Below are 22,339 nucleotides of genomic sequence, written 5' to 3' on the forward strand. Positions count from 1 at the left end.
TCCATTATACCTGCGCGGTGGAGCGGGTTGATGGTGGAACGGACGGGTTGTTGGCGGATTCCTCGTTTGCGGTCGGCGAAACGAGGAGCTGTATCATGGCAGGATGGCGGCGAGCGGTCGAGTTGGCAATGAGTGATGAAGAGCTGTCGACCTTGGCGGCTCTTTCGCGGTCGAGAACTGAGCTGGCGAGCCGGGTATCGCGGGCCCAGATGCTGCTGGCGTCTCGGGAAAATCCTTCGTTCTGCGCGGTGGGCCGTGACCTGCCCCTGCAAATTTCCTCCACGGGGAGTTAGAGTCCGGCCTTCTCCAGGACGGACAGATGAAGCGAGCCAGGTTTACTGAGGAACAGATTATCGGCGTGCTGCGGCAACATGAGGCTGGTGCGAAGACCGCCGATCTCGCGCGCAAGCACGGCGTCTCGGAAGCCACGCTGTATAATTGGAAGGCCAAATATGGCGGCATGGACGTTTCCGAGGCCAAGCGGCTGAAGCAGCTTGAGGAGGAGAATGCCAAGCTGAAGAAGCTCCTAGCCGAACAGATGCTGGATGCTGCAGCACTTCGCGAGTTGCTTTAAAAAAATGGTAGGGCCCGCCGCCCAGCGCGAGGCTGTCGCGCATCTGCAGGCCGAACTCGGCGCGTCGGAACGGCGGGCCTGCTCGATCGTCAGCGCCGACCGCAAGATGATCCGATACCGCTCGTGTCGGCGGCCGGATACCGAACTGCGCATCGAGTTGCGTGAGCTCGCGCATGCGCGCAGGGGTTCGGCTACCGGCGGCTGTTCGTGCTGCTGCGGCAGCGCGGCGAGCCGTCCGGGATCAACCGGATCTACCGGCTGTATCGCGAGGAGGGCCTGACCGTACGCAAGCGGCGCGCCCGCCGCCGCGCTGTGGGCGTACGGGCTCCAATCCTGGTCGAGGCCAGGCCGAATGCCCGCTGGTCGCTGGACTTTGTCCATGACCAGTTCGCGTGCGGTCGGCGTTTCCGGATCCTGAACGTCGTCGACGACGTCACCCGGGAATGCCTGGCGGCGATCCCCGATAGCTCGATCTCGGGACGCCGAGTGGCGCGTGAACTGACCGCGCTGCAGCGCGGCAAGCCCGGCATAATTGTTTCCTACAATGGCACCGAGTTTACCTCGAACGCCATGTTGGCGTGGGCCGAGCAGCTGACCTTGCCCCAGGGGCTTAATCCAGTTTGAAGTTCGCTCTGGCCCAAGATGAGGACCAGAGCATGAAGCGCAATCGTTTTACGGAAGAGCAGATCATCGGGATCTTGAAGGAGCACGAGGTCGGGGTTTCGGTGGCCGATCTGTGCCGCAAGCACGGCGTCAGCGACGCCAGCATCTACAAATGGAAGGCCAAGTTCGGCGGGATGGACGTCTCCGAGGCCAAGCGGCTCAGAACGCTGGAGGACGAGAACACGAAGCTGAAGCGGCTCCTGGCCGACGCCATGCTGGACAATGCGGCGCTGAAGGACCTCCTGGGAAAGAATGTATGACCCGCCCCGCCCGCGCAAGGTCGTTTGATGAGGACCATGCAGTCTGCACAAATGTATCGGGCCTCTTGCAAGTGGGCCGCTGTTGCGGCCAGGCCATGATGAGATCCGCGCGTGCCGTTCCCAGATAAATGGTTCGGGCTCGAAGCCCGCTTTTTTGCACAGGGTTTACGGCGCGCCGATCGACTGTTTCGTCATCACCTTCACGAACCTCGCAGTCTGGAACAAACGGGATCAGCTAAAGGCCGGATCCCGCCGTTCATAGCTTGCGCCGGGCTTGGTCATCACCACCCATGCGATCCGCGCAACCTTGGCCGCCAAGGCGACGGTGACCTTGTTAGTGTGCATGCGTGCCTGAAGTCCATCAAGCCACGCGCCAAGGCGGTATCGCGAGCGATCAAGATGAGTCACGCAGGAACGGGCGCCATGGATGATCATCCGGCGCAGATATCGATTGCCGCGCTTGCTTATCCCCAGCAGCTTCGTTTTGCCTCCCGTAGAATATTCTCTCGGGACAAGACCTAGCCAAGCTGCCATATCGCGGGGCCTTTTTGAACTGGCGGGCAGATCAAGCTGCGGCCAAAAGCGCCGTCGCGGCCAGCGGACCAATGCCCGGGATGGTCATCAATCGACGTGCGGTATCGCTTTGAGAGGCAATTGCCTCAATCTCGCGGTTGACCTCGGCAATCCGCAGCTCCAGCTGCCGCAGCTCGTCAAATGTAGATGCAAGAATGCGACGCATCGTCGAGGTTAGATCATTCGACTGATCGGCCAAAACCCTCGGCAGATCAGCCTTGAACTTGCCGGCGCCCTGGTGAATAGCGATCCCATATTCCAGCAAAAAGCGCGCATCTGATTGATGAGGCACGTCCGTTGCGACATCATCCGATCGCGAACACGATGCAGCGCTTGCAGGTCAATGTGCTCAGGCGACCTTAGCTCGACGAAGCGCATCGTGGTCTCGTCACGGCTTCGGCGATCGCCGCGGCATCGATGATGTCATTTTTGTTGGACTTCACATATGGCTTCAGGAATTGAGCTGGGATAATGCGAACGGTGTGCCCCATGGCGGCGATCTTGCGGGCCAACCATTGCGAGCCGGAGCAGGCCTCCATCCCCACCAAAGCCGGTCCTGCACGTTCGAAGAACTGCAAGAGCGTATCGCGCCGAAAGGTCGCCTTCTGGATCGGCATTCCGGCGGCGTCGAGCCCAAGACGTGGAAAAGGTTCTTGCCAATGTCGATCCCAAACACCGTTGCCTGCCTGGGCTTGTTCCGTGTCCTCATTGCTTCCTCCTTTCAAAAGCCAACTCAGTCTGACTGAGAGGACGGGGCGGGTCATCCCATTAGTGGTGACGCCCGCGGGGAAACGGAAAGCTGTTGCTCATCTGGTGGATGCCCACGGGATGAGCGAACGGCGGGCGTGTAAAGCCATCGGCTGCTGCCGCATGACCATGAGATATCAGACGACCCGGGCTGACGATGCCAACCTTCGCCAGCGCATGAGGGCGATTGCCCAGGAACGCCGCCGCTTCGGCTACCGGCGGCTGCATGTTCTGCTCAAGCGGGAGGGATATCTGATCAACCGATCAACCACAAAAAGCTCTTCCGGCTCTATCGGGAAGAGAAGCTGACGGTGCGCCGCCGTGGTGGCCGCAAGCGGGCGATCGGGACCAGGGCGCCGATGCTGGTTCCGATGAAGTCGAACGACCGGTGGTCACTCGACTTCGTGTCGGACCAGCTGACCGACGGCCGCCGCTTCCGCGTCCTGACCGTCGTCGATGATTGTACCCGTGAGTGCTTGGCGCTGGTGGCCGACACCTCGCTCTCCGGCGTTCGCGTGGCGCGGGAACTGGACCGGCTGATGATCGAGCGCGGCAAGCCCAGGATGGTGGTCAGCGACAACGGCAGCGAACTCACCAGCAACGCCATTCTCGCATGGACCGACCAGAGCCGTGTCGCATGGCACTATATCGCGCCGGGCAAACCCATGCAGAACGCCTTCATCGAGAGCTTCAACGGCCGGCTGCGGGATGAGCTGTTGAACGAGACGTTGTTCACGTCACTGGCACAAGCCCGCGTTACACTTGGATGTTGGCGGGTCGATAACAACGACACACGACCACACTCGCAGCTCGGATGGAAGACGCCGTCCGAGTTCGCCATGACCTGCCATCCGCGCCGGGATCTGGCGCTGCGCTATGCCGAAGGCTCCGCGCCAGCTCCCGTCGCTCCCACCGCCCAAGAGGGCAAATCCAACCGCCGGGGCGAACTCAGAACTGGATAAAACTTGGGGGCAAGGTCAGTCAACTCCAGTGAACGCGCTCCAGCGCTCGAGCATATAGTCCATCGCCCCGAGGTCGTTGCGCCGTGAGAGCTTGGCGCGTTGCTTCGCCCTCCGGCGACGGCCCGCCTTCTCAGGTTAAGCTAAGTGCTGTGTAACAGCCCCTGGCGCAAGTTTCGCCGCAAAATAGCACGAGCTGCTGGGCGGTCCGCGCCCTGTCGGCGCGAGGTGAACACCGCGACCGCCGCCAGTCCGTCGCGCCACGTAACGCGGTCACGTTCCAACGCATTCGCCGACTCGAGCTTTGGCGACAATTCTGATGTCAGCCCGCGCCTGTCATGTCAACACTGACAATTTTCTTCAGGCGACCGGTTCTAGCTCTCTTAGATCCCTCAACACCCGCAGCTTGCCATAATCCGAGGTCTTCTCCTTCTTTCCTAGAGGCGCAACAAACTTCGGACCTATAACGCGCCCAGCCCTGATAGCGGTCTCAATGATCTCGATGGACAGAAGTCCCGCTTGCAGAGCCTTTTCGTGCTTCGAGCGAAGCTCATCGCAAATTGCGATCTCGATGATGTCGCGGTTCAACTGATCCCTCCGAATGACTATATTGATCTTATTCTCGTGAACTCCGACCCGCTCCGGCAAGGAGGATAAGATCTTTCCGTCGATTGCCGTCCCTCCAAGTTTTAGAAGGTCGCTCACTCTTCCGAGAACTCGTATTTTCCTTGAAGTTAACCCGCATGAGCACGATCCGTTTGGGTCGGCCCATTCAACATAATCTCCCGTACGAAGCCGAACCACTGGCATTCGGGAGCGATGCAGGTTGGAAACCACGAGTTCCGATACGCCCTCATCTCTCTTTCTTTCGAGCTCCACGTATATTAAGCCTTCATGAAGATGGTACTCACCTTTGCTGCAAAAGGCGCATTCGAAACCTAGCGTCCCATGATCGGACGTCTGAAAAACCGATCCAAATGAAACGTTTTTCCCGAAGCGTTGAACGAGACGCTGTCGAAGCTGCGGAGACAGCGGCTCTCCGCCTGTGACGATGAGCCTAACTTCATCGTGCGTCACATCCATCTTTTCCAAGTAAGATATGAGTGGATAGAGGCCGCTCGGAACTGCAAGGATTGCGGTTGGCCGCAACTCACGCATTATCTCGGCATTCTCCCTGCCTCTCTTATGATCGTTAACTGGTATGATCGTGCATCCAATTTTTGACAAGGCATGGTAAGCGCAATAGTCAGTATCATAGGTCCCATGCCCTCCTAATTCGAACACAGTGTCGTCACTTTTGATGCCCGCAAAATTGTAACCTTTTCCATGAAACCTGGCATTGTACAGCGTTTCTCCATAGGTCCCCATCAGAATCTTTGACTTGCCCGTCGAGCCTCCGGACGAAAATATGATATCGGACGCGGGGTTCGTCCGGGCGACTTTCGGTAAACACGACCGGATGTACGCGGCATGATCGTACGCCTCCCGAATCCTGACCTGTTCCCATGCTTGCTCAATGTTGTGTACCGTCGGTTGGGCCGGTCCGACGGGGAACTGCTCGCAGGTGCTTGGGTGTCGGATTGCTCGCTGCCATAAGTTGAGCAGTGAGTGCCGATGGTAGTCGGCTCGGATGTGGGCGGAAACGCGGTCCATTTCTATCGGGTCAATTTTCGGGTCCATGTGGTTCCTTAGGAAGCCGATTGAAGAATATCTTAGGACGCGAGAGTTTCGATCCGCCACAAACTCCAAAGCACCGCAACGATAATTCCTTTGTCCGGTTCTCTGAGAAGCTGGCCCATTCTGCTGTAGTTCTCCGTTGCCAGAAATCTCCGGCAGTGGAGCTTCACGATCGACTGAAATCGTTCGAACATCTCAGCCATGCAATTGAGCCTGCGCGTAAACTTAAAGAGAAACGGATCAGCTCGGAGCGCATAGTTTTTGAACTGCAGCCAGGCCCTAAGTAGCTCGACCGATTAGCGCGTGCTCCGAGCGCCGCGTTTTAATCCTGTTGTACATGCCTGCTCCGTCACTGCTAATTGCGTCCAGATAACCGCAATTCCGATCGAATTGCACTTTTGTCCGCCGGCGTTTTCCCTAGATTAAATCTTGGCGAGCCGGCCACCTAACATTTAGGCAGTCGTGACCGGCATTAGAACCCCACTTCGCCCAACGTTCATCACAGGATCGCAGCTTGCGCGTGAGTTAAAGCCAACTAGACGCCCGCCAAATACATAGCAGTCAATTCCATACACCATCTTCTTGATTGAGCGGCTTGGGAGGTGCAGAGCTGTAATTTGTCCAGGCCTAAGGTATTCCTGAACAACATACGGACTGCTGGCGGCTCGTTCAATGTATTCCTCCCACTCCTGAGGAGACGCGAAGCGCCCGATCACGACATGTTCGCCCCGCGTAGCGTTCGACGGTTTCAGAACCAGACTCGCCTTGTGGTCCCGGATGTAGCTTATGAGCTCAATCCGGCACCGCTCTGGGTCCGTCGTTTGGCCCGCTCTCACAACGCGTGTCCATGGAATATGGCGCGCAATCAGCTCAATCTGAGCAGCGTCAAAATTCGAACTGAATCGATCGTCGCTGAGAACAGCAAGAATCGCCTTATCAGATAATACCCACTGGGATATCCACGGATTTATCGAAACCACCTCTTGTGCCGCACAGGCATCTAAGTAGTCGCTACATTCGGTAGCCCCTACGAGGTCTCGGACATCGAGTTTGTTATAAACAAGTTCGATTGGTTCGCCGTCCGGTCCAACAACTCCTCCAGGCGCTCGCCTGATTGTGCTTGCATCCAGCAATGTTGCTTTGATTCCTGCTCCTTCCAGACCCTTCACGATCCAATCTACTTCGTTTGCAAAGCGACCGCGAAAGTTCGCTACCGCCGCGGCTCTGAGTGTGCATCCAGTGGCGGCATGATAGGTAGACGCGAGCTCCCGGACAAAACAATTCGGATCCTTAATGAGGGGCTGTTTACTCACCTCAAGTGACAAGCCATCTGTCAATATGTTCGGCGTGCGGCTCCAGACTCTGGCGATGACGCCAGTCTGAATGACACCTCCAGGCCCTTCGGTATTCGTCTCGATTATCTTGTAATTGCCATCCTTGCCGAACAAGCCATCCAGTCGGCATATTGTTGCGATCGGCCTATGTTTCGGCAGAGAGGTGATCCAATGTCGCAAATGTTTGTAGGCTGGAAACAGCTTTTGCACTTCTTCATCGCGGCAGTACAGTTCAGCGGCGACATCAAGAAGCTTGATCACGCCCTCAGCGGCAGCGGTTAGGTGGCTCGTCAGACTGGAGTCGATCGTAAGGGGCCGGAGACATACGGGGCAAGCTTGACCCTCAAAGTGGACGCCCGCGTTGGCAATTGCTCCTGACAGTTCGTCTTGAGTCTTCCAGATCGACGTTGAGTCGGAGCTTGCGAACTCGCAGAGGCGACGCTCGACCTGTGCATCCATCTGGCTAATTGCAGGGACGGCCTCGATTGCCGCTGTTCCCGATGTTACCTGAGTTGACATATGACAACGCTCCCATCTTGTGATCTTCGTCAATCTTGGACTTTCGAGCTACTGGATCGCTCATGAGGTAGCACGCCCTTAGCGATCGAATCATCGTGACGGCACCGGGCGTGAAGAACCGGCGCTTCGAGCCGGCCGACCGCGATGGTGCGGCGCCATGCTGCTTCAGTAACCGAGATCATTGCGCCGACGCAGCTCATTCCGTCGATATCAGCCGGCTCGCCCAATAGTTTTACATCCCAATCAAGGTTGTGAAAGCGTGGCAACCACCATGTCTCCATTACCGCTGTAATCGCTGTGATCGAACGACCCAAGCAATACTCCATCATACCGGCAAGCATCGCGTGCAGAACACTACTATTCGGACCGCGATGCTCCGGGACAACGAAAATTCGCGTCCATTCATAAATACCTGGTCCGCGCGGAATCCCTTCTACATTGGCCAAAAAGGGGAAGACATTCGCCAACAGGTGCGGCTGAAGCGTTGGAACAAGCCTCGCGCCACCTATTACATGCCCTCTATCGAGCGCCATGAGGTAGATGGCCTCATCAGTATCGAACTGATCGATCTCGCGGCCGTCGGCTTGTTTGAGCGCAATCCATTTGCGCTCATCAACGTAGATCCGATGTCGCAGCCGGAAGTGCTCCTCGAGCTCGTGTTGATAGAGCAGCTTGTTGTCACTATCGACCGTGTGAATCATTCTGCTGTTCCTAGTCCAACGAGAGTATCGATCTCGGTTACCAAAGTTGGAATCCCGGAATTCCGGGAGTTTCTCAAGCTGGAAGATGATTTTTGGAGATGCAATCGTGAGCCATCGAAACGGCCCACAAACATCCGAATGCGGTTGAGGCTGCGGATCGAAACAACGCTCTCGTCGAACAATTTCCGTTCTTTGGGCAGACGGTGGCGCTCGCTCCAACCCGCCGATCAACCGATCGGTGCACAAGAGCGTTAACAATGACCAAGTGACGAAGATCGACAACACCGGAGTTCTTCGAGATTTTTCGGCGCGACACGATCAGCGAAGTGGTTTGCCGGCGCGCGCATGACCTTGATACCGATGTTGACTCTGGCATCTGCGATGAGCCTTCTGCAACGATTGCCGCATGCCCTAGATCTTCAACACCGGTCAGGCCAGCCATTTCAACTTGTCGGCGTTCATAGGCGTACTCGCCGATAGCAAGCATCGCGGTCAGCATGGACCCAAAGGACTTTCTGCGCCAGAAAGCGTCATCATCACTCTGTCTCACCGCACGGCATCCTAATCCGGCAGAGGCTCCACTTACCAAAGCGAGAATTGGTTCAGGCAACGGAAGCCACCTCTCTTGCGTGAGCTGATCCCGACGCGACGCCTCCGTGAGAGGTCCAATATTCGCACTGACCAACGTGGGAGGTCAGCGTCTCACATGACTGCTAGACGTTGCGGGAGGCGATGGGCCATCAACACAGGGCCGTAGAGGGCGCTTAAATTACTCATCAACGACATTGACTACCAGACTCAACAGGTTGACCGAGCCGGGGCGACGCCGCTTACATGGCATGGGAGCTAGGGGATGAGCATCCGGCGGATTCGGCGCAGGCACGAAGCATCGCGCCCTCCATCAGATATGGCAGAAACTGGTATCGAGCAACGTGTACGCGAGCTGTTCGCCAGACGACAGGAGACTAACCCCCCTGGTCTATGATCAGCTGCAAAGACCCTACTGCCTTCATTGATGGCCATCGTCGGCCGATGCGGTCGGGTCGGACGTGAACCTGAAGTCATCCCAGGCTGTGCCGTAAAACTCTAAACTGGAGCAGCGTACATGAATGCTTGTCGGCAACGAATGAACTACCTGCCAGTTTTGGGTTGCCGCGTCTCATTGGTTCGGAAGCTGGGAGCTTGCTGACCGGCGATCGAGCTAGTTCGAAAACCTCAAGGTTTCTAGAAGGAACGCTGATGACTCGTCGTCAGTAAATACGTCGTGGCGAAAGGTTAACAGTCATGAAAAGCATTTTTGACGCGCTGCAACCCGTGTCGATAGTACACAAGCCGATCTTCGAGCAATACCTTACAGAGTATCCGCCCAAATGCTCTGAAATGACTTTTGCAAATATTCTCTGTTGGTCGGACATAAAGAACCACCGATGCTGTATATATCGCCGCCACCTTCTTGTCTCTTATCAACGCAAATCCGACAGTGTGCCGCAATTCTTTCCTCCGATAGGTGAGCATCCTTACGAGATCATGCGAGAGCCGCTTCCGGGAATACCAGCGTATCAATGGGTTCGAATTCCGAAGAGCCTTGCAAACGACCTTTCGCAAGGCATGTCTACCGTATTTGACCGCGACAACAGCGATTACTACTACAAAGCGGAAGAGTTGATTGCGCTTAAGGGTAAAAAGCTCGAAGACAAAAGAAATCTAGTCAGGAGGTTTGCCGCCCTGAATCCTAGAGTGCGGCTCTTACACCCACACGATGCAACTGCTTGCATCGAGCTTCAAGAAAAATGGTTTAGCGAGCAAGTCGCTGATCGATGTTCGGCAGCAGAGGAAACAGCTGCGGTTAAGGTGGCTTTCCAGCACTTTGGCTCCTTGCCACTGAAAGGAGTAGTGCTGGAGGTAAATCAGAGGCTAGTAGCTTTTGCCGTCGGCGAGCGGCTCAATTCTGAAATGTTTGTGGAACATCATGAGAAGGCCGTACGGGATCTCAAGGGCGCCTACCAATACGTTCTCCATGCATTCGCGGAGATCGTTGCAGCTGAAGCGAGGTTTATTAATCGAGAGCAGGATCTCGGCATCCCGGGCTTACGCCAAGCGAAACTCAGTTGGCAGCCGGCCGGTCTCGTGGAGAAGTACACGGCCCGGGTTCCTGATGCGGTTTACAATGGTCATGATTTGACGCGAGGATGATCTTTCGTTTTGTTTGACGAAAGGGGGCGAGAAGTCGCAAGTCGTTGTGGCGTGTCTCGCCGTGACCCACCAGATCGAGGTGCGGGGCAAAGATGAAGCGGAACGATCATCTAGGCCGAAGCGAACAAAGCGTAAGCCAGCAACGAGCCTGCCTGAACCGCCCCGGGGGTTTGCCGGAGGCTCCAACTCCTGAGAGGATGGAGCCATGACGAGCAAGACGACGAACAAGTTTCCACCCGAGGTCCGGACCCGAGCGGTTCGGATGGTTCTGGATCACGCCAGCGAGCACCCGTCGCGCTGGGCGGCAGTGATGTCGATTGCGGCCAAGATGGGCTGCACGCCGCAGACGCTGCACGATTGGGTCAAGAAGGCCGAGGTCGATAGCGGGCAGCGGGCCGGCATTCCGACCGACACGGCCGAGAAGCTGAAGGCGCTCGAGCGGGAGAACCGCGAGCTTCGGCAGTGCTAACGAGATCCTGCGCAAGGCAAGCGCCTATTTTGCAATGGCGGAGTTCGACCGCCGGTCCAAGCCATGATCGCCTTCATCGACGATCATCGTGGGGCGCATGGGGTCGAGCCGATCTGCAAGTCTTGCCGATCGCCCCCTCGACCTACCACGCCCATGTGGCCAAGCGGCGGGATCCCTCCAGGCTGCCGGCACGCGCCACGCGGGACGCCGCGCTGAAGATCGAGGTTCGGCGCGTCTTCGATCAGAACTTCTCCGTCTACGGCATGCGCAAGGTCTGGCGACAGCTCAAGCGCGAAGGCTTTGACGTTGCCCGTTGCATGGTGTCGCGACTGATGCGGGACATGGGTTTGCAAGGTGTTATCCGCGGCGAATCCGTCAAGACCACGATCAGCGATAAGGCTGCGCCATGCCCGCTGGATCACGTCAACCGTCAGTTCAAGGCGCCACGGCCAAACGTCCTCTGGCTCCGACTTCACCTATGTCGCAACCTGGACCGGCTTCGTCTATGTCGCCTTTGTCATCGACGCATACGCTCGAAGGATCGTGGGCTGGCGGGCCTCCCGCACGGCGCACGCAGGCTTCGTGCTCGATGCGCTGGAGCAGGCCCTGCACGATCGACGACCGGTCCATCGCGGCGGGCTCGTGCATCACAGCGACAGGGGCAGCCAAGGCGGATTCAAACGGTCGTCGCAACACCAATTGTTTTCACTCATGACAGTAATTCGTCAAGCGCTTCTGCCGGCGTTTTCCAGCCCAGTGTCTTTCTCGGTCGGGCATTGAGGACCGCTGCTACAGCGGAGATCTCGTCGGCGCTGTGGATGCTCAGGTCTGTGCCTTTCGGAAAGTACTGCCGCAGCAACCCGTTGGTGTTCTCGTTAGTGCCGCGCTGCCAAGGGCTTTGCGGGTCGCAGAAGTAGACTTGGATGCCCGCATCGATCTTGAGACGGTCGTGCTGAGCCATTTCGGCTCCTTGATCCCAGGTCAGCGTGCGACGTAGTTCTTCGGGCAAAGTGATGATGGTGCGCGAGATCGCGTCACGCACGGCTTCCGCCCCGTGTCCCGCAAGCGCAGGCCCATTCTTCTTGCGCGGAGCTTCGCCGTGCCCCGCCAACCGGGGAAGGTGCAATAGCATTGTGAAGCGCGTCGTGCGTTCGACAGACGTGCCGATCGCCGAGCTGCCAAGACCGAGGATGAGGTCTCCCTCCAATGTCCCGGCACGGCTCGATCGGCCGCCTCAGCGGGGCGCTCACTGATCATGATCTCCGGCGAGACAAAGCCCTTGGCCCGCCTGCGTACGCGCCCCCTGGGCACGCGCAACACGCGGCCGGTTCGCAAGCAGGCCGTCAGTTCGCTGCGTAGTATACCGCGGCCCTGAACGAAGAGAGCCTGATAGATGGCTTCGTGGCTGATGCGCATCGTCTTGTCGTCCGGGAAGTCGATCGGCAAGCGTCGGGCAATCTGCTCAGGGCTCCACGCTTTGGCCCATCGTCGATCCTTTCGCCGGCCATGTCGGCGGCCGTTCCACCGAACGGTGGGGCCAGCAATACAAGCTCCGCTCGGGGCTACGACCCTGCCGGCAAGTCTCTCCTCCACATAAGTCCGCAAGGCTGCGTTGGGCGCAAGCTTGGTCGGCTTGGGCCGGCGGGCAGATCGGTCTGCATGCCAGTTGTTGCCCGATTATCCAACCCGCCGCCGCGGGTGGCCGTGTTCCGCCGCAGTTCACGGGAGACCGTCGAAGCAGCCCGCCCCAAGCGGCGCCCAATCTCCCGTATGGAATGGCCCTGCACCTTTAGAAGGGCGATTTCCTCGCGTTCAGCCAATGAAAGGTAGCGCCCGGAGAGAGGCTTGGCCGAAGATTTGAACATCGCTGGTGGCATGCCGCCTGCCTTTCGGAACAATCTGCTTCCGACAGGTTGCGATAATCCGGCCTCAAACGCAGCATCTTCGCTGCTCTGCCCTGCGGCAATCGCCTTCCAAAATCTATTCTGTTCATCGCGTCCTGCAGCAGAAGGCCGGCCTGGCGATGGCAATGGCGCTCGTCCTGACCTCTCCGAACGTCGACTTACAAATTTCATCGCAACCTCCAACTTCAGGGTGTTGCGACGACCGTTTGAATCCGCCCAATACGTCTCTATCAAATACACTGAGCGCCTGGCTGAAGCCGGCGTGGAGCCTTCTGTCGGCAGCGTCGGAGATTCCTATGACAACGCTCTCGCCGAAACCATCAACGGTCTCTACAAGGCCGAGGTGATCCATCGGCGCGGACCATGGCGCAGCTTCGAGGCCGTCGAGTTCGCGACGCTAGAATGGGTGGACTAGTTCAACAACCGGCGTCTCCTGGAGCCCATCGGCAACATACCGCCGGCCGAAGCCGAGCAACGTTACTACGCCATGCTGGAACAACCCGCCGTGGCGGCATAAGTTTACCAAATGGCCTCCGGCAAACCCGGGAAGGTTCAGCCTTACTCATTCAAGTAACGATTCTTCAAGACCATGTCGGCATAGCCTTCGATTTGTTTAACGCGCTTTAGGAAAGCCTCATCCGAGCGATCGAGCGCTGTTTCAGTGAGCTGCTCCTCCAGCTTTTCGAGACGCATCACCTTCGTGTGGTTTTGATGAAACACCTTCTGGAATACCGGAACCGGCTTGATGCACTCGATGTAAGTCCGGTCATTGCCATCCATAATGCCTTTCGACAGCTTAATTTTCAAAGCCAAGCCGAGTGACAAATGAGGCGCGGGCTCCCAGCCATCGTACGTCAAGCCGCCCAAGGAATACGCAATGACCGCGATGCGATCCGGATCTCTTTTCGGGCGATAATACTCGACGGGTTGAATAACGTGCGGATGGTGGCCAAGTATTAGATCTACGCCGCATTCGACCAAATGGTGAGCGGTTTCGATTTGATGGTGGCGCGGGAAATACTCAAACTCGAACCCCCAATGCATCGAAGCAATGATGAAATCACAGTTTCGTCTTTCGCAGTCTTCGATTTGCTTCTTGAGCAGCCCTAACTCGGGTTCAGCGAATTTCGACACGAGTTTAGCTCTGTGAACTCGATAGTTTTCGCTCGGAGGAACCCGGCGGCCATTCAGTCCGAAGGTGGCCGAGACAAAGCCGATCTTTACTCCAGCTTTTGCGATCACAGTTGCACGAGCGTATTCTTCGGGAGCTTTCGGAATACCGATAGCCGTAATTCGATTTTGGGCAAAAAGCTTTCGCGTGGTTTCAATGCCCTCTACGCCCAAATCAAGTGCGTGATTGTTGGCAAAGTTCAGCGCCGTAAAATAGTTGCCGTTGTGTCCGGCCAAAGCGGAGAACTGAGCTACCGAGCTTCGAAGGAGCGTGCAATTCTCAGGATCCCACCCGGCAATGGCGCAGCTCTTAAACGCCTGTTCCGTTACGGGAGCTTCCAGGTTCGCAAAAGAGAGGTCCACCTCGAAGAGGACGTCTGCGACTTTTTCGAAAATTATATTTCGGGAACATTCTATGCCATCGGACGGCATCAAATCCCCCGCTGCGCCGATTGTAAGGGAGGTACGTTCTTCGAAACCATCTGGCAAATGAACGATAGACTTGTCGTGCATGAACAAAATTTCACACACGTTTTTTTCTGCTTTCAGGACGGGCCTCTCCGCCTTGTAAAGCCAATATGCCCAGTCGACGAACGTCATCTCTTCGGCATCGGTAGCGGCGTCTGCAAGAGGAGAATCCCATTCCCGGGACATCCTGGCTTTTTCCAGGACCTCTTTTGCCTTCGACTCGAAAGAGGACTCCGCGGTTTGGCTCATTTTTTCGGCGCTCGACGGAAGTTCGTTTCTCATGGCGCGGGCTCCTTGTATTGAAGTCACACTTCTTCCGACTTACTTCACCTGAGGTGGGCAATCCTGGGAGCCACTGCAATTCGACAGCACGACGGCTTGACTCCTGTTCGACCGGGAAGCTCTCCGAAACGGCACCGTCGAGCAAAAGCAGAGTTCGAATTGGAAGACGCCATCGCCCTCTCAAAGATAAGCCCAATATTGCCGCGATGGGTCCCGCGAACGGAAAAGAGGCCTTCCGAACCAGGCCATATTTGAACAGTTGCAGCGGTCGCAGTGAGACGACTCTTAAGGGCCTCATGATGCGCCTCTCGCCGATCCGAAAGTTCGGCCCGACGAAGTTGGCAAGATTGTGCGGATGCATCGCACCAGGAGCGCATGGCGGAAACAGAACCGATGAACAGTATCCGATCATCAGGAGGACATAGTTAATCGATAGTCGGCGATGCCTCCCGCATTGCGCCGGATGGCCAATACAGGCGACGCGGCCGTCACGGTCGACCACGAATGCCGGGGGAACCCTCGACAGAAACGCTGGGATCCCTTCAAATCTTGTCCATTTCGTCGGCGCAGTCGAAGCGATCGCGAAGTTCAGATTTGGCAAGGTCTTTGTGAACCAGGAGTCCAAGCTGGCACGCGCTTCGTTGTCCGTCGAAGTTTGTTCGTGGGCCGCGATGCCCAGCACCTGAACTCCGTTGCTCCTGTATTTGTCTTGCAGGGCCACAATATTCCGCATCGAGGCGATACATGGTCCGCACCACCTCGCCCAAAACTCGGTGATGTATACTTTCCCAGGTTCGAACCTTGTAACGGGCTGGCCACGTAGCCAGTCCTCAACTTTGATCGACGGGGCCCGCGAACCGACGCTCAGCACGTTCGCCGCACCGACTTGACTTGCGCTCTCAGTCAGACTGGTCATTACTCAAATTCGCTTTAGCTGGCTCTGCGGAGAAAACTAGCAAGTCGCATGCCAGCCAGCTCTCATTGATATTACGCATTTTTCATATCATTCCTGTCGACCTTGCGACGGATGTCGCATATTCGACCAACTGTTTGGAGCTTCGCAGGCAATCAATCGGCCGGACGTTCTTGACGCGTCGGTAGACGACGAGGCGGGAAGCCGGGCAGCGCGAGGTCGAGTTCACCACTCCACATCCTGATCGGTTTCCAGGATGACCATTTCGGCGCTCGGGATCACGACGTGAACTGACCTGCTTTGGCCCGTCGACTTGCGCTTGAGGGCGCCCTCAGATTTCCAATTCAACTTACCAGACCAGGGTGGCCAGCTGCAGCACAAAGTTGATGCTGAACTCTGTCTGATACGCCTTGAGGGGTGGTGTCCGTCCTTGGCCGGCCATTGCTCGAGAATTAACCCCGTCCCGTACTGGACGAGGAAAGCCCACCCGAAATGCAGAACGTTGAGCACGCCCTTTGCGCGGGCGATCAGTTCGGCCGGAAAGTAATCTCCGATGATCGCGTAGCTGATGGCGATTGCTGATCCGACCACCGCCACAATGATCGGGGTACCGACAGAAAAGTGGATGCAAGATCAGCGCGAATTCGGCTGCAATGAACGTAGCAGCTATGATCGCGAGAAACGTTTCAATGTTTTTGCGGTGCCGTCGCAGCGAATTGGTGACCGCGCCGAGCGGCAATGCGCCGATGCTTAGGGCTGTCGCCATGTCGAGCAATTGTGTGACATGGCCGGTTCGATCCAACCCTTCCACATCGCTCAGCCAAGACGCTGCCCACAACGACTTGTAAGGCCCACGCGGACCCGATACCTGTTGAAGCAATCGGCGCAATTCTTCGGAACCGCCCATCCGTGTAGACGGTCTTCAGACTGACTGTCCCTCGGGGACTCTTTCTACTTGCGTGCTCTGGAACCCAAAAATAGACCGCACCGGCTGCGGTGGCACTGGATGTGGCAAGCACCTCAAACAAGCCGCGCCAGCCTATCCAATTAAGCAATGCATCGGCTGGTGCGGTTGCCGTCACCGCGCCCAGTGCGCCCAGCATGATCACACAACCACCCGGAGAGTACCCGCGGCCTGAACTTTGCGATGTTCAGAAAAGGGATGAACAATCCTTGGAGCTTTAGGGTGTCAATCGCTTCAACGAGGGTAAGGCTGCGGTGCAGGCAGAACCATCCTCCGGTGTGGCGATGCCACTGGAGGTCGAAGCGGTTGCGGCTGTCCAGTCAAGGCGGGGGAAGGGCCCGTCAAACTCTTCGCAAGATTTCTGCCGTGCACGTGATCGACCGTACCAACGTGACAACGGCGTGCGACCGCGCGCGGCATAGGCAGTCATGATCAACGTGACCGTGAACCGCGGCGCGGTCGGCGCCACGGTCGGAACGGGCGAACAGCGAAGAGTTGCGCAAGGGCAAAAGCCGCGCGGGGCCCGCTCCGCTGCTTTGTTGGTGAGGCAGATCCGCCCATCGTCGATGAAGCGGACGAACCGATTCCATCGGTTGAGCCTATAGTCGATGGGCTCGGCGAGCTAGGCCGAGCGCGAAAGGCGGCCACGTTGCTCGCGCAGCCAGGCTTCCAGAGCCTCCAGCAGCGGCGCGCTTTGCGCCTTGCTCGGATGCTCAGCCGCTCAGCCGCTCAGCCGCTCAGCAGCAGCAACGCTCCGTTAATGCCGCTCCTCAATATCGAACAGCGCATCGATGCGCTTGACCGCCTCCAGCGCGATCGGCGAGATCGCCTCCGCATCTTGCCTCGCCTTTCATTGGCGGCGATGTGCGCTAGCTCGAAGAACTACCTTCTGCAATGGACCAGCACCGCGGCGATGTGACCGGTCACTCCGGGCGCAAGGGATCGTACAACTCGTTGTAGCCGTGTAGGCATCCGCCTGCAGGATGCCGCACGGGATCTTCGTGCCGCCGGTCGCGTGAGGCATAATACAGCGCCGCGAGCGGCATCCGAAGGCTAAAGGGGCGGCCGTCGCGGGCATAGGCCAGATATGTCCCTTGATCGTCTTGCCCTTCGCTACGATCGGCACATTGTCGGTCACCATGCAGGCGCTCGGCACCGAGTACATACACCTCCATCCGGGCGTGTAGCGGCTGCAGCACGCTCGTGCAGGCGTCGACCAGGTCGGCCAGCGTCGGCAGGCTCAGATCGACGCGCTCCCGCGCACAGCGGTCGCTCTGCCGCTCCAAGGGCTGATGCTGGCCGGACTTCTCGAACAGGATCATCGCAGCAGGTTCGGCCCGGCGAAGAACAGATAGCCGATCAGCGCATCACGCTTCAGCACCTCCTGCACCAGGAGCGCAAGGTTGGCAAAGCCCTTCCTCAGGTCGGTATGGCCCGTATCAAGCCACACCCGCACCCCGGTCGGCAACGGGATCATCGGGCTCGTCCACCCAACAACGCAGCCAGCGCTGCCGTCAACCTCGCGGCATCGACGGCGCCTGTGATCCGAAGCTGCACCCCGCTTGCAAAGGATCTCGATCGTCCCGCCAGTTCCAGCACGAGCTGTCCATGCCGGCTGCTCCGGCAGAACTGAAATCGCCGCAAATTGCACCTCGTCCTCCTGCCGCAATGCCGCTGCGAGCCCGATGACACCTGTTCGCGCCTGCCGCCGCCAAACCGTGGAGATTGAGATGCACGTCATGCCGACGTGCCACTCCGATTACCTGGCCGACCGCGCCTGGCTGTCCTGAACGATCCGAAGATTCTCGACCGTCGTCCATCGCCGCCGCCGCTCCGCACGCGACAGAACCGAAACCTTGCTCACGTTTGCTCAGTTGGTTGCAAATCAATCAGCAAGCCATCGCAAAAAGATTGTCGCCGGGAAGACGGCCCTCACCGGCTTTCAATTACCCATAACTTTTGATCACTCGGACCAATCCGCTGATCGGCGAATCTTGAATCGAAAGAAGGTGACTCCTTCTGAGCACCTGATTCGCCAGGGGGCTCTATGGGGCTGACATTAAAGGATTGATCGGCAGAAGGCTGTGCGCCATCCTTGGAAGGTGAATGTTGGATTGATCGAGAGATTGGTGGGTGCGAGTTTGGGGACGCACGGCTCGGCGACAGATTCCGCAAACTGCTCACGAAGTGGAAGTGCCATGGGACAAAGCATTCCGCTCGTCTGTGAGGATTGGGCGAATACCTATGCGGGCTACCGCTTCTTCGCTAATGACCGGGTGAGCGATCCGGACATTCTGGTCGGCCATTTCCAAAGGCACGTGATCGTGTCGCCGCATCTGAAGTTTCTGGTTCTTGTGCTGCACGATGCAACCGAATTTAGCTATCATCACGAAAGTTCAGAAGCCAGACGAGATAAGGCGGGCGGCCTCAGATCGCACGCGGTTTCCGCCATCCTGATGCATTCGAGCCTCGCGGTTACAACCGAGGCGCTGCCGTTGGGGTTGGCGGCCGTTAAGTTCTGGACCCGGAAGAACTTTAGGGGGATGGCAGCGCTAACAAGAAGATCAATCCGACCCGGATTCCCATCGAGAAAAAGAAAAGCGCCCGGTGGTCGGAAAATCTCAAGCAGTCTAGCAGCTCTTGGATCATCCGGGTCGACGCATGCATCTCGGTGCTCGCGAGAGTGACCTCTACGAGCTCTTCTGCGGAGCCCAGGGGACCGGAACTAATTTCCTCATCACAACGTGCGTCGGCCGCTTGGCTGGAGACGGGGGGCACACTGCCGACGAAATGGGCGAGGTTGCCGTCGAAGGGCTGCGTGGCATCGAAGTCAGAGATAGCAACGGCGATCCTGACCAGGCCGTTCTTGAGACTCAGGTATCGCAAGAGTCGCGTCCTACCGCCGATCGGAAAGCAGAAGCGCTATCCCGCTTTGACCCTGACGGTCATCCGTGCCGAAGAGCGCGGGACTCGGAAGACGAGGCCTCTCCCACCGACGGCGTGCTTGCAGGTGGGGATTGCCTGTTCTGCCAAGATCGCCATCAACTGGTCACTCGGTGAAAAACGAGCTCAGGCGGCGACGCACGATCGATAGAAGGGTTATCCCGCGCGTGAGCAAAAAAATGTGATAAGCGGCCCAAAGCCCATAATTGCCATACACCCTCGCGAGTGCGAACAACGCAGCTATGTAGACTGCGAAGGAGATCAGCATCCCATTGCGCATGTCACGCGACCAAGTGGCGCCAACGAAGACGCCATTCATCTGGAAGGCCAACACACCGCTCACCGCAGAGAACGCCGCCCAAGGAAGATAAAACAATGCCTCCGCATGCACATCCGGCGCTTTTGTTATCGCGCCTACGAGCTGTTTGCCGAACGCCAAGACTAGCACACTTCCAAATCCGGCGACCGCGAATGCCCAACCCGCCGTGAGTCTGACCGCGCGCAAAAACGCCATCTTGTCTCGCGCACCGATGGCACGGCCGACGAGCTGCTGTGCTGCGATTGCGAATCCGCCGAGGAAGTACTCCGCGAACACCACAAACTGCATCAGCACTGCATTGGCGGCGACAGTCAATGTACCAAACTGCGCACCTTCGCGCGTGAAGGCGAAGTATCCTGCCATCAGCACGAAGGACCGGATCATGATGTCGCCGTTGAGGTGGAGCATCAATCTCATGGCCTTCCGATCAAAGGTATGTTGCGCCGATATTCTCGGCATGCCGCGGAATCGCCTAATGAGGATCAATATGCCGGCGAACATGATGGTGGACTCAGCGTACGTCGTCCCCCACGCGACTCCAGCAATACCCCAGCCAAGATAAACGCTCAAAACGGTCGATAACGCGATATTCACTCCGTTGACGAGCAGTTGAAGGAAAAGTGCGACGGTTACTTCACCACGTCCCACGAAATAGCCGAGAATTGTATAGTTAATGAGCGCTGCAGGCGCCGAGAGAAGGCGAATACGGATGTAAACGCCCATGGCCGCGGTCAGCTTCGGTTCCGCGTTCATGAACCACTCGCAGATTGCGGCAATCTGCGGCGCAAGTAGAGCCAGAACCATGCCGGAAAGGGCAGCAAACAGAAAGGCGCGCAAGAAGACTGCCCTCTCTTCTAGAGCATCACCTCTCCCGAAACATTGGGCGACAAGGCCAGACGTACCAGAGCGCAGAAAATTAAACGACACAACGATGACGTCGAAAACCACCGCTCCGGCCGCTAGACCGCCGAACAAGGCAGCATCGGCGAATCGACCAACTATAACCGCGCCGGCGAGTCCGACCAGCGGCGTCGTGATGGACGCGAGCATCATGGGAATGGCGATCTCTAAGACCTGCCGATTTGTAACCGAGAACGGCTTGGAGTCGAGGATCGGCGTTTGCTGTTTCACATCGCCTCTTGTTGATCGATTGCGTTGATTGATTCCCCGCGGACTTGTGGAGCCCCTCTAAACCAACCTCGTAGATTTCTAGTTTGGACGGGGCTCGCGTACCGCTCTATCCTGCCGCTTGCGAGCAGAGTTACTCGGCCCGCCCATCTTCTTGTCTTGCGTGCTAACCAACCTTCTGATGGAGTGCAGCAGTTTAACCGAGAACCTTGTCACGTACCCCTATCTAACATGGTAGTATCGTCGCAAGGCCTTCGCCGATATTGACCAATTCCAACACGCGCGAAGAGTGAGCACATCTCTGTTCTTCCATGAAGTTTCGCATCAAATATGGAGGCAGCCACTCAATTGTCTCACCGCCCCATTGCTATCTTTCAGCTCAGAAATGGTTCTAGTCCATAAAACACTGCTGCTCGTTTGAGCTTTGACTTTGTTCGGCGGTGAGACGGGTCGATGCGGGATGTGTCTCACCTTTAGGCCGCAGCACTGAATGTACCATTGGAGTCGATATTCAATGTCACGAAGAGCTCTGATTGTGCTTGAAGGTGGAACGATGCGCCGCTGTGCGTCCACGCAGCCAAACGTTTTGGCGTCCACCCTACTTTACTTTGGCCACTGATCCAATCCGGTACGACTAGCTTGCGGCCGGAGAGCGCGAGGCCGATCCGCGTCAACACCGGCAATGTTGATGCGACGATAAATGAATGTTCTAGATTGCCTCCTCCACCGACATCACTGGCATCACTAGCGCCCTGGAGTCAGTCTATGCGGCAGTCGGTAAGCTCAGCCCCGGCATTTCGATCTGCCGAGCCCGGATCCAGGGCGATTGAACGGTGCTGCGACAAATTCGCTCAACGTCAGCTTTCTCGCGAAGGCGGGCGTGCCAGTACCTCCTTATCGCCTAGCTACGAACGCGGCGGACGTAGAGAGCTGTACTGGTCCTGTCCGGCAGCCGTTCGCGCAAGCAATCGAAGGTTCGGCGATAGGCATCGCGCGGGAACAGCCGATCACGGTAGACGAGATTGAGCAGCGCCATTGGCTTGCGCCGCAAGGAACGGATCACGTGCCGATAATCGACGACCTGGTCGTGCTTGCGCAACAGATTGAGGCGCGCGGTGTCGACGAACCGAACGACTCCTTCGCGGCCGCCTCTTGCGGCGAATTGGTTTGACGGAACTTCACGTAGAGCCTCATCTGGTGATCGGTGACATGGCAGCCTGGCAACGGGTGATTCCTCTTTGGCGAGAAGAACCATCCATCACCGGCCAGCCGCGATCACCAGACGGTGCGTCCGCTCGGATCGCGCCGTCGCCGGGCTCGTAACTCCGGTCGGGCTACGCCGTCCCTTCGTCACGAGCCCGGCGAAGCTCTCTCATCCTGATTGACGCTGCACTTCCATCCTGATTGCCGCGCCGCACTTCGTGGTCGCCAAGGAAATCAATTGCCAGCAGCACGTCAAAATAGATCCCATCAACAAAATGCAATGCTCTTTGATGTCCGCGCAGCGCTGTTCGCGCTACTCGGTGCGGAATCCGAGGCAAAGCGGCCACCGATTCCCCCGGAAGGCGGCCAGCGATTC

15 protein-coding genes, 10 pseudogenes and 1 other annotated feature are annotated in these 22,339 nt (G+C 57.5%); of the genes and pseudogenes, 10 read left to right on the plus strand and 15 right to left on the minus strand.

Annotated elements, in window-relative coordinates; genetic code table 11:
- The 3 pseudogenes from FXB41_RS31670 to FXB41_RS31680 form a co-directional block, all read left to right on the plus strand.
- Positions 1-293 (plus strand): annotated as a pseudogene (locus FXB41_RS31670) (hypothetical protein); the annotation flags it as partial.
- Positions 294-319: 26 nt separating this feature from the next.
- A pseudogene (locus tag FXB41_RS31675) lies at positions 320-1,165 on the plus strand (IS3 family transposase); the annotation flags it as partial.
- 65 nt (positions 1,166-1,230) lie between these two features.
- Positions 1,231-1,494, plus strand: a pseudogene (locus FXB41_RS31680) (transposase); the annotation flags it as partial.
- Positions 1,495-1,728: 234 nt separating this feature from the next.
- Here the strand turns inward: FXB41_RS31680 and FXB41_RS42240 are convergent.
- A pseudogene (locus FXB41_RS42240) lies at positions 1,729-2,779 on the minus strand (IS110 family RNA-guided transposase).
- Positions 2,780-2,841: 62 nt separating this feature from the next.
- On the opposite strand from FXB41_RS42240, the pseudogene FXB41_RS31690 reads away from it, so the two are divergent.
- Positions 2,842-3,779, plus strand: a pseudogene (locus tag FXB41_RS31690) (IS3 family transposase); the annotation flags it as partial.
- Between the two features lie 357 nt (positions 3,780-4,136).
- Here the strand turns inward: FXB41_RS31690 and FXB41_RS31695 are convergent.
- The 4 genes from FXB41_RS31695 to FXB41_RS31710 all read right to left on the minus strand — a co-directional run bounded on the left by FXB41_RS31695 (position 4,137) and on the right by FXB41_RS31710 (position 8,506).
- Positions 4,137-5,456: a phenylacetate--CoA ligase family protein gene (locus FXB41_RS31695; protein ID WP_219684574.1), complete on the minus strand. Its 1,320-nt coding sequence runs from the start codon at positions 5,454-5,456 to the stop codon at positions 4,137-4,139.
- A gap of 449 nt (positions 5,457-5,905) precedes the next feature.
- Positions 5,906-7,048, minus strand: a complete 1,143-nt coding sequence (locus FXB41_RS31700; RefSeq protein WP_219684575.1) for an ATP-grasp domain-containing protein — start codon at positions 7,046-7,048, stop codon at positions 5,906-5,908.
- A gap of 287 nt (positions 7,049-7,335) precedes the next feature.
- Positions 7,336-8,007: an acyl-homoserine-lactone synthase gene (locus FXB41_RS31705; RefSeq protein ID WP_219684576.1), complete on the minus strand. Its 672-nt coding sequence runs from the start codon at positions 8,005-8,007 to the stop codon at positions 7,336-7,338.
- A gap of 73 nt (positions 8,008-8,080) precedes the next feature.
- Positions 8,081-8,506: a hypothetical protein gene (locus FXB41_RS31710; RefSeq protein WP_219684577.1), complete on the minus strand. Its 426-nt coding sequence runs from the start codon at positions 8,504-8,506 to the stop codon at positions 8,081-8,083.
- A gap of 785 nt (positions 8,507-9,291) precedes the next feature.
- Here FXB41_RS31710 and FXB41_RS31715 point away from each other — a divergent pair.
- Both FXB41_RS31715 and FXB41_RS31720 read left to right on the plus strand, forming a co-directional pair.
- The gene (locus FXB41_RS31715; protein WP_219684578.1) at positions 9,292-10,200 is read left to right on the plus strand and encodes a DUF2156 domain-containing protein; all 909 of its coding nucleotides are present in this window, start codon (positions 9,292-9,294) and stop codon (positions 10,198-10,200) included.
- Between the two features lie 205 nt (positions 10,201-10,405).
- Positions 10,406-11,338 (plus strand): annotated as a pseudogene (locus FXB41_RS31720) (IS3 family transposase); the annotation flags it as partial.
- Positions 10,691-10,806: a sequence feature (AL1L pseudoknot), on the plus strand. Its footprint overlaps the pseudogene before it by 116 nt.
- A 40-nt stretch (positions 11,339-11,378) precedes the next feature.
- Here the strand turns inward: FXB41_RS31720 and FXB41_RS31725 are convergent.
- Positions 11,379-12,744: pseudogene (locus tag FXB41_RS31725) on the minus strand (IS30 family transposase).
- Positions 12,745-12,787: 43 nt separating this feature from the next.
- Between FXB41_RS31725 and FXB41_RS31730 the strand changes: the two are divergent.
- Positions 12,788-13,090: pseudogene (locus FXB41_RS31730) on the plus strand (integrase core domain-containing protein); the annotation flags it as partial.
- A gap of 41 nt (positions 13,091-13,131) precedes the next feature.
- Here FXB41_RS31730 and FXB41_RS41125 read toward each other — a convergent pair.
- Positions 13,132-14,493 carry a CapA family protein gene (locus FXB41_RS41125; protein WP_246649380.1) on the minus strand — a complete coding sequence of 454 codons (1,362 nt, stop codon included), beginning with the start codon at positions 14,491-14,493 and terminating at the stop codon, positions 13,132-13,134.
- A 535-nt stretch (positions 14,494-15,028) separates the two neighbouring features.
- Positions 15,029-15,409, minus strand: a pseudogene (locus tag FXB41_RS41130) (TlpA family protein disulfide reductase); the annotation flags it as partial.
- Positions 15,410-15,974: 565 nt separating this feature from the next.
- Between FXB41_RS41130 and FXB41_RS31740 the strand changes: the two are divergent.
- Positions 15,975-16,160, plus strand: coding sequence for a hypothetical protein (locus FXB41_RS31740; protein WP_219684580.1), 186 nt, complete (start codon positions 15,975-15,977; stop codon positions 16,158-16,160).
- A gap of 427 nt (positions 16,161-16,587) precedes the next feature.
- On the opposite strand, the gene FXB41_RS42095 is transcribed toward FXB41_RS31740, so the two are convergent.
- Positions 16,588-16,980 carry a hypothetical protein gene (locus tag FXB41_RS42095; protein ID WP_376707525.1) on the minus strand — a complete coding sequence of 131 codons (393 nt, stop codon included), beginning with the start codon at positions 16,978-16,980 and terminating at the stop codon, positions 16,588-16,590.
- Positions 16,981-17,019: 39 nt separating this feature from the next.
- Here FXB41_RS42095 and FXB41_RS31750 point away from each other — a divergent pair, with 39 nt between their 5' ends.
- Entirely contained in the window at positions 17,020-17,289 is a 270-nt protein-coding gene (locus FXB41_RS31750) for a hypothetical protein (protein WP_219684581.1), read from the plus strand.
- Between the two features lie 4 nt (positions 17,290-17,293).
- On the opposite strand, the gene FXB41_RS31755 is transcribed toward FXB41_RS31750, so the two are convergent.
- Positions 17,294-17,692, minus strand: coding sequence for an IS66 family transposase (locus FXB41_RS31755; protein ID WP_219684582.1), 399 nt, complete (start codon positions 17,690-17,692; stop codon positions 17,294-17,296).
- Positions 17,689-17,847 carry an IS66 family insertion sequence element accessory protein TnpB gene (gene tnpB / locus FXB41_RS31760; protein ID WP_219684583.1) on the minus strand — a complete coding sequence of 53 codons (159 nt, stop codon included), beginning with the start codon at positions 17,845-17,847 and terminating at the stop codon, positions 17,689-17,691. Before tnpB ends, FXB41_RS31755 begins: the two co-directional genes overlap by 4 nt.
- Positions 17,848-18,465: 618 nt before the next feature.
- On the opposite strand from tnpB, the gene FXB41_RS31765 reads away from it, so the two are divergent.
- On the plus strand, positions 18,466-18,597 hold the full coding sequence (locus FXB41_RS31765; protein ID WP_219684584.1) for a transposase DNA-binding-containing protein: 132 nt from the start codon (positions 18,466-18,468) through the stop codon (positions 18,595-18,597).
- 308 nt (positions 18,598-18,905) lie between these two features.
- Here the strand turns inward: FXB41_RS31765 and FXB41_RS41140 are convergent, their stop codons facing one another.
- The 4 genes and pseudogenes from FXB41_RS41140 to FXB41_RS31785 form a co-directional block, all read right to left on the minus strand.
- Complete coding sequence (locus tag FXB41_RS41140; protein WP_246649382.1) at positions 18,906-19,256, minus strand: hypothetical protein; 351 nt, start codon at positions 19,254-19,256, stop codon at positions 18,906-18,908.
- A 163-nt stretch (positions 19,257-19,419) separates the two neighbouring features.
- Positions 19,420-20,763, minus strand: coding sequence for an MATE family efflux transporter (locus FXB41_RS31775; RefSeq protein ID WP_311985928.1), 1,344 nt, complete (start codon positions 20,761-20,763; stop codon positions 19,420-19,422).
- 916 nt (positions 20,764-21,679) lie between these two features.
- Positions 21,680-21,853, minus strand: a pseudogene (locus FXB41_RS31780) (IS21 family transposase); the annotation flags it as partial.
- Between the two features lie 241 nt (positions 21,854-22,094).
- On the minus strand, positions 22,095-22,339 hold a 245-nt coding region (locus tag FXB41_RS31785), incomplete at its 5' end, for a hypothetical protein (protein ID WP_219684586.1).

The organism is Bradyrhizobium canariense, from assembly GCF_019402665.1.
GTDB lineage: Bacteria > Pseudomonadota > Alphaproteobacteria > Rhizobiales > Xanthobacteraceae > Bradyrhizobium > Bradyrhizobium canariense.

Excerpts from the sequence above, each read along its gene's own strand:
- FXB41_RS31695 (WP_219684574.1), bottom strand. The coding sequence starts at position 5,456 with ATGGACCCGAAAATTGACCCGATAGAAATGGACCGCGTTTCCGCCCAC.
- FXB41_RS31705 (WP_219684576.1), bottom strand. The coding sequence starts at position 8,007 with ATGATTCACACGGTCGATAGTGACAACAAGCTGCTCTATCAACACGAG.
- FXB41_RS31710 (WP_219684577.1), bottom strand. The coding sequence starts at position 8,506 with ATGCTGACCGCGATGCTTGCTATCGGCGAGTACGCCTATGAACGCCGA.
- FXB41_RS31715 (WP_219684578.1), top strand. The coding sequence starts at position 9,292 with ATGAAAAGCATTTTTGACGCGCTGCAACCCGTGTCGATAGTACACAAG.
- FXB41_RS41125 (WP_246649380.1), bottom strand. The coding sequence starts at position 14,493 with ATGAGAAACGAACTTCCGTCGAGCGCCGAAAAAATGAGCCAAACCGCG.
- FXB41_RS31740 (WP_219684580.1), top strand. The coding sequence starts at position 15,975 with ATGGCGATTGCTGATCCGACCACCGCCACAATGATCGGGGTACCGACA.
- FXB41_RS31755 (WP_219684582.1), bottom strand. The coding sequence starts at position 17,692 with ATGATCCTGTTCGAGAAGTCCGGCCAGCATCAGCCCTTGGAGCGGCAG.
- tnpB (WP_219684583.1), bottom strand. The coding sequence starts at position 17,847 with ATGATCCCGTTGCCGACCGGGGTGCGGGTGTGGCTTGATACGGGCCAT.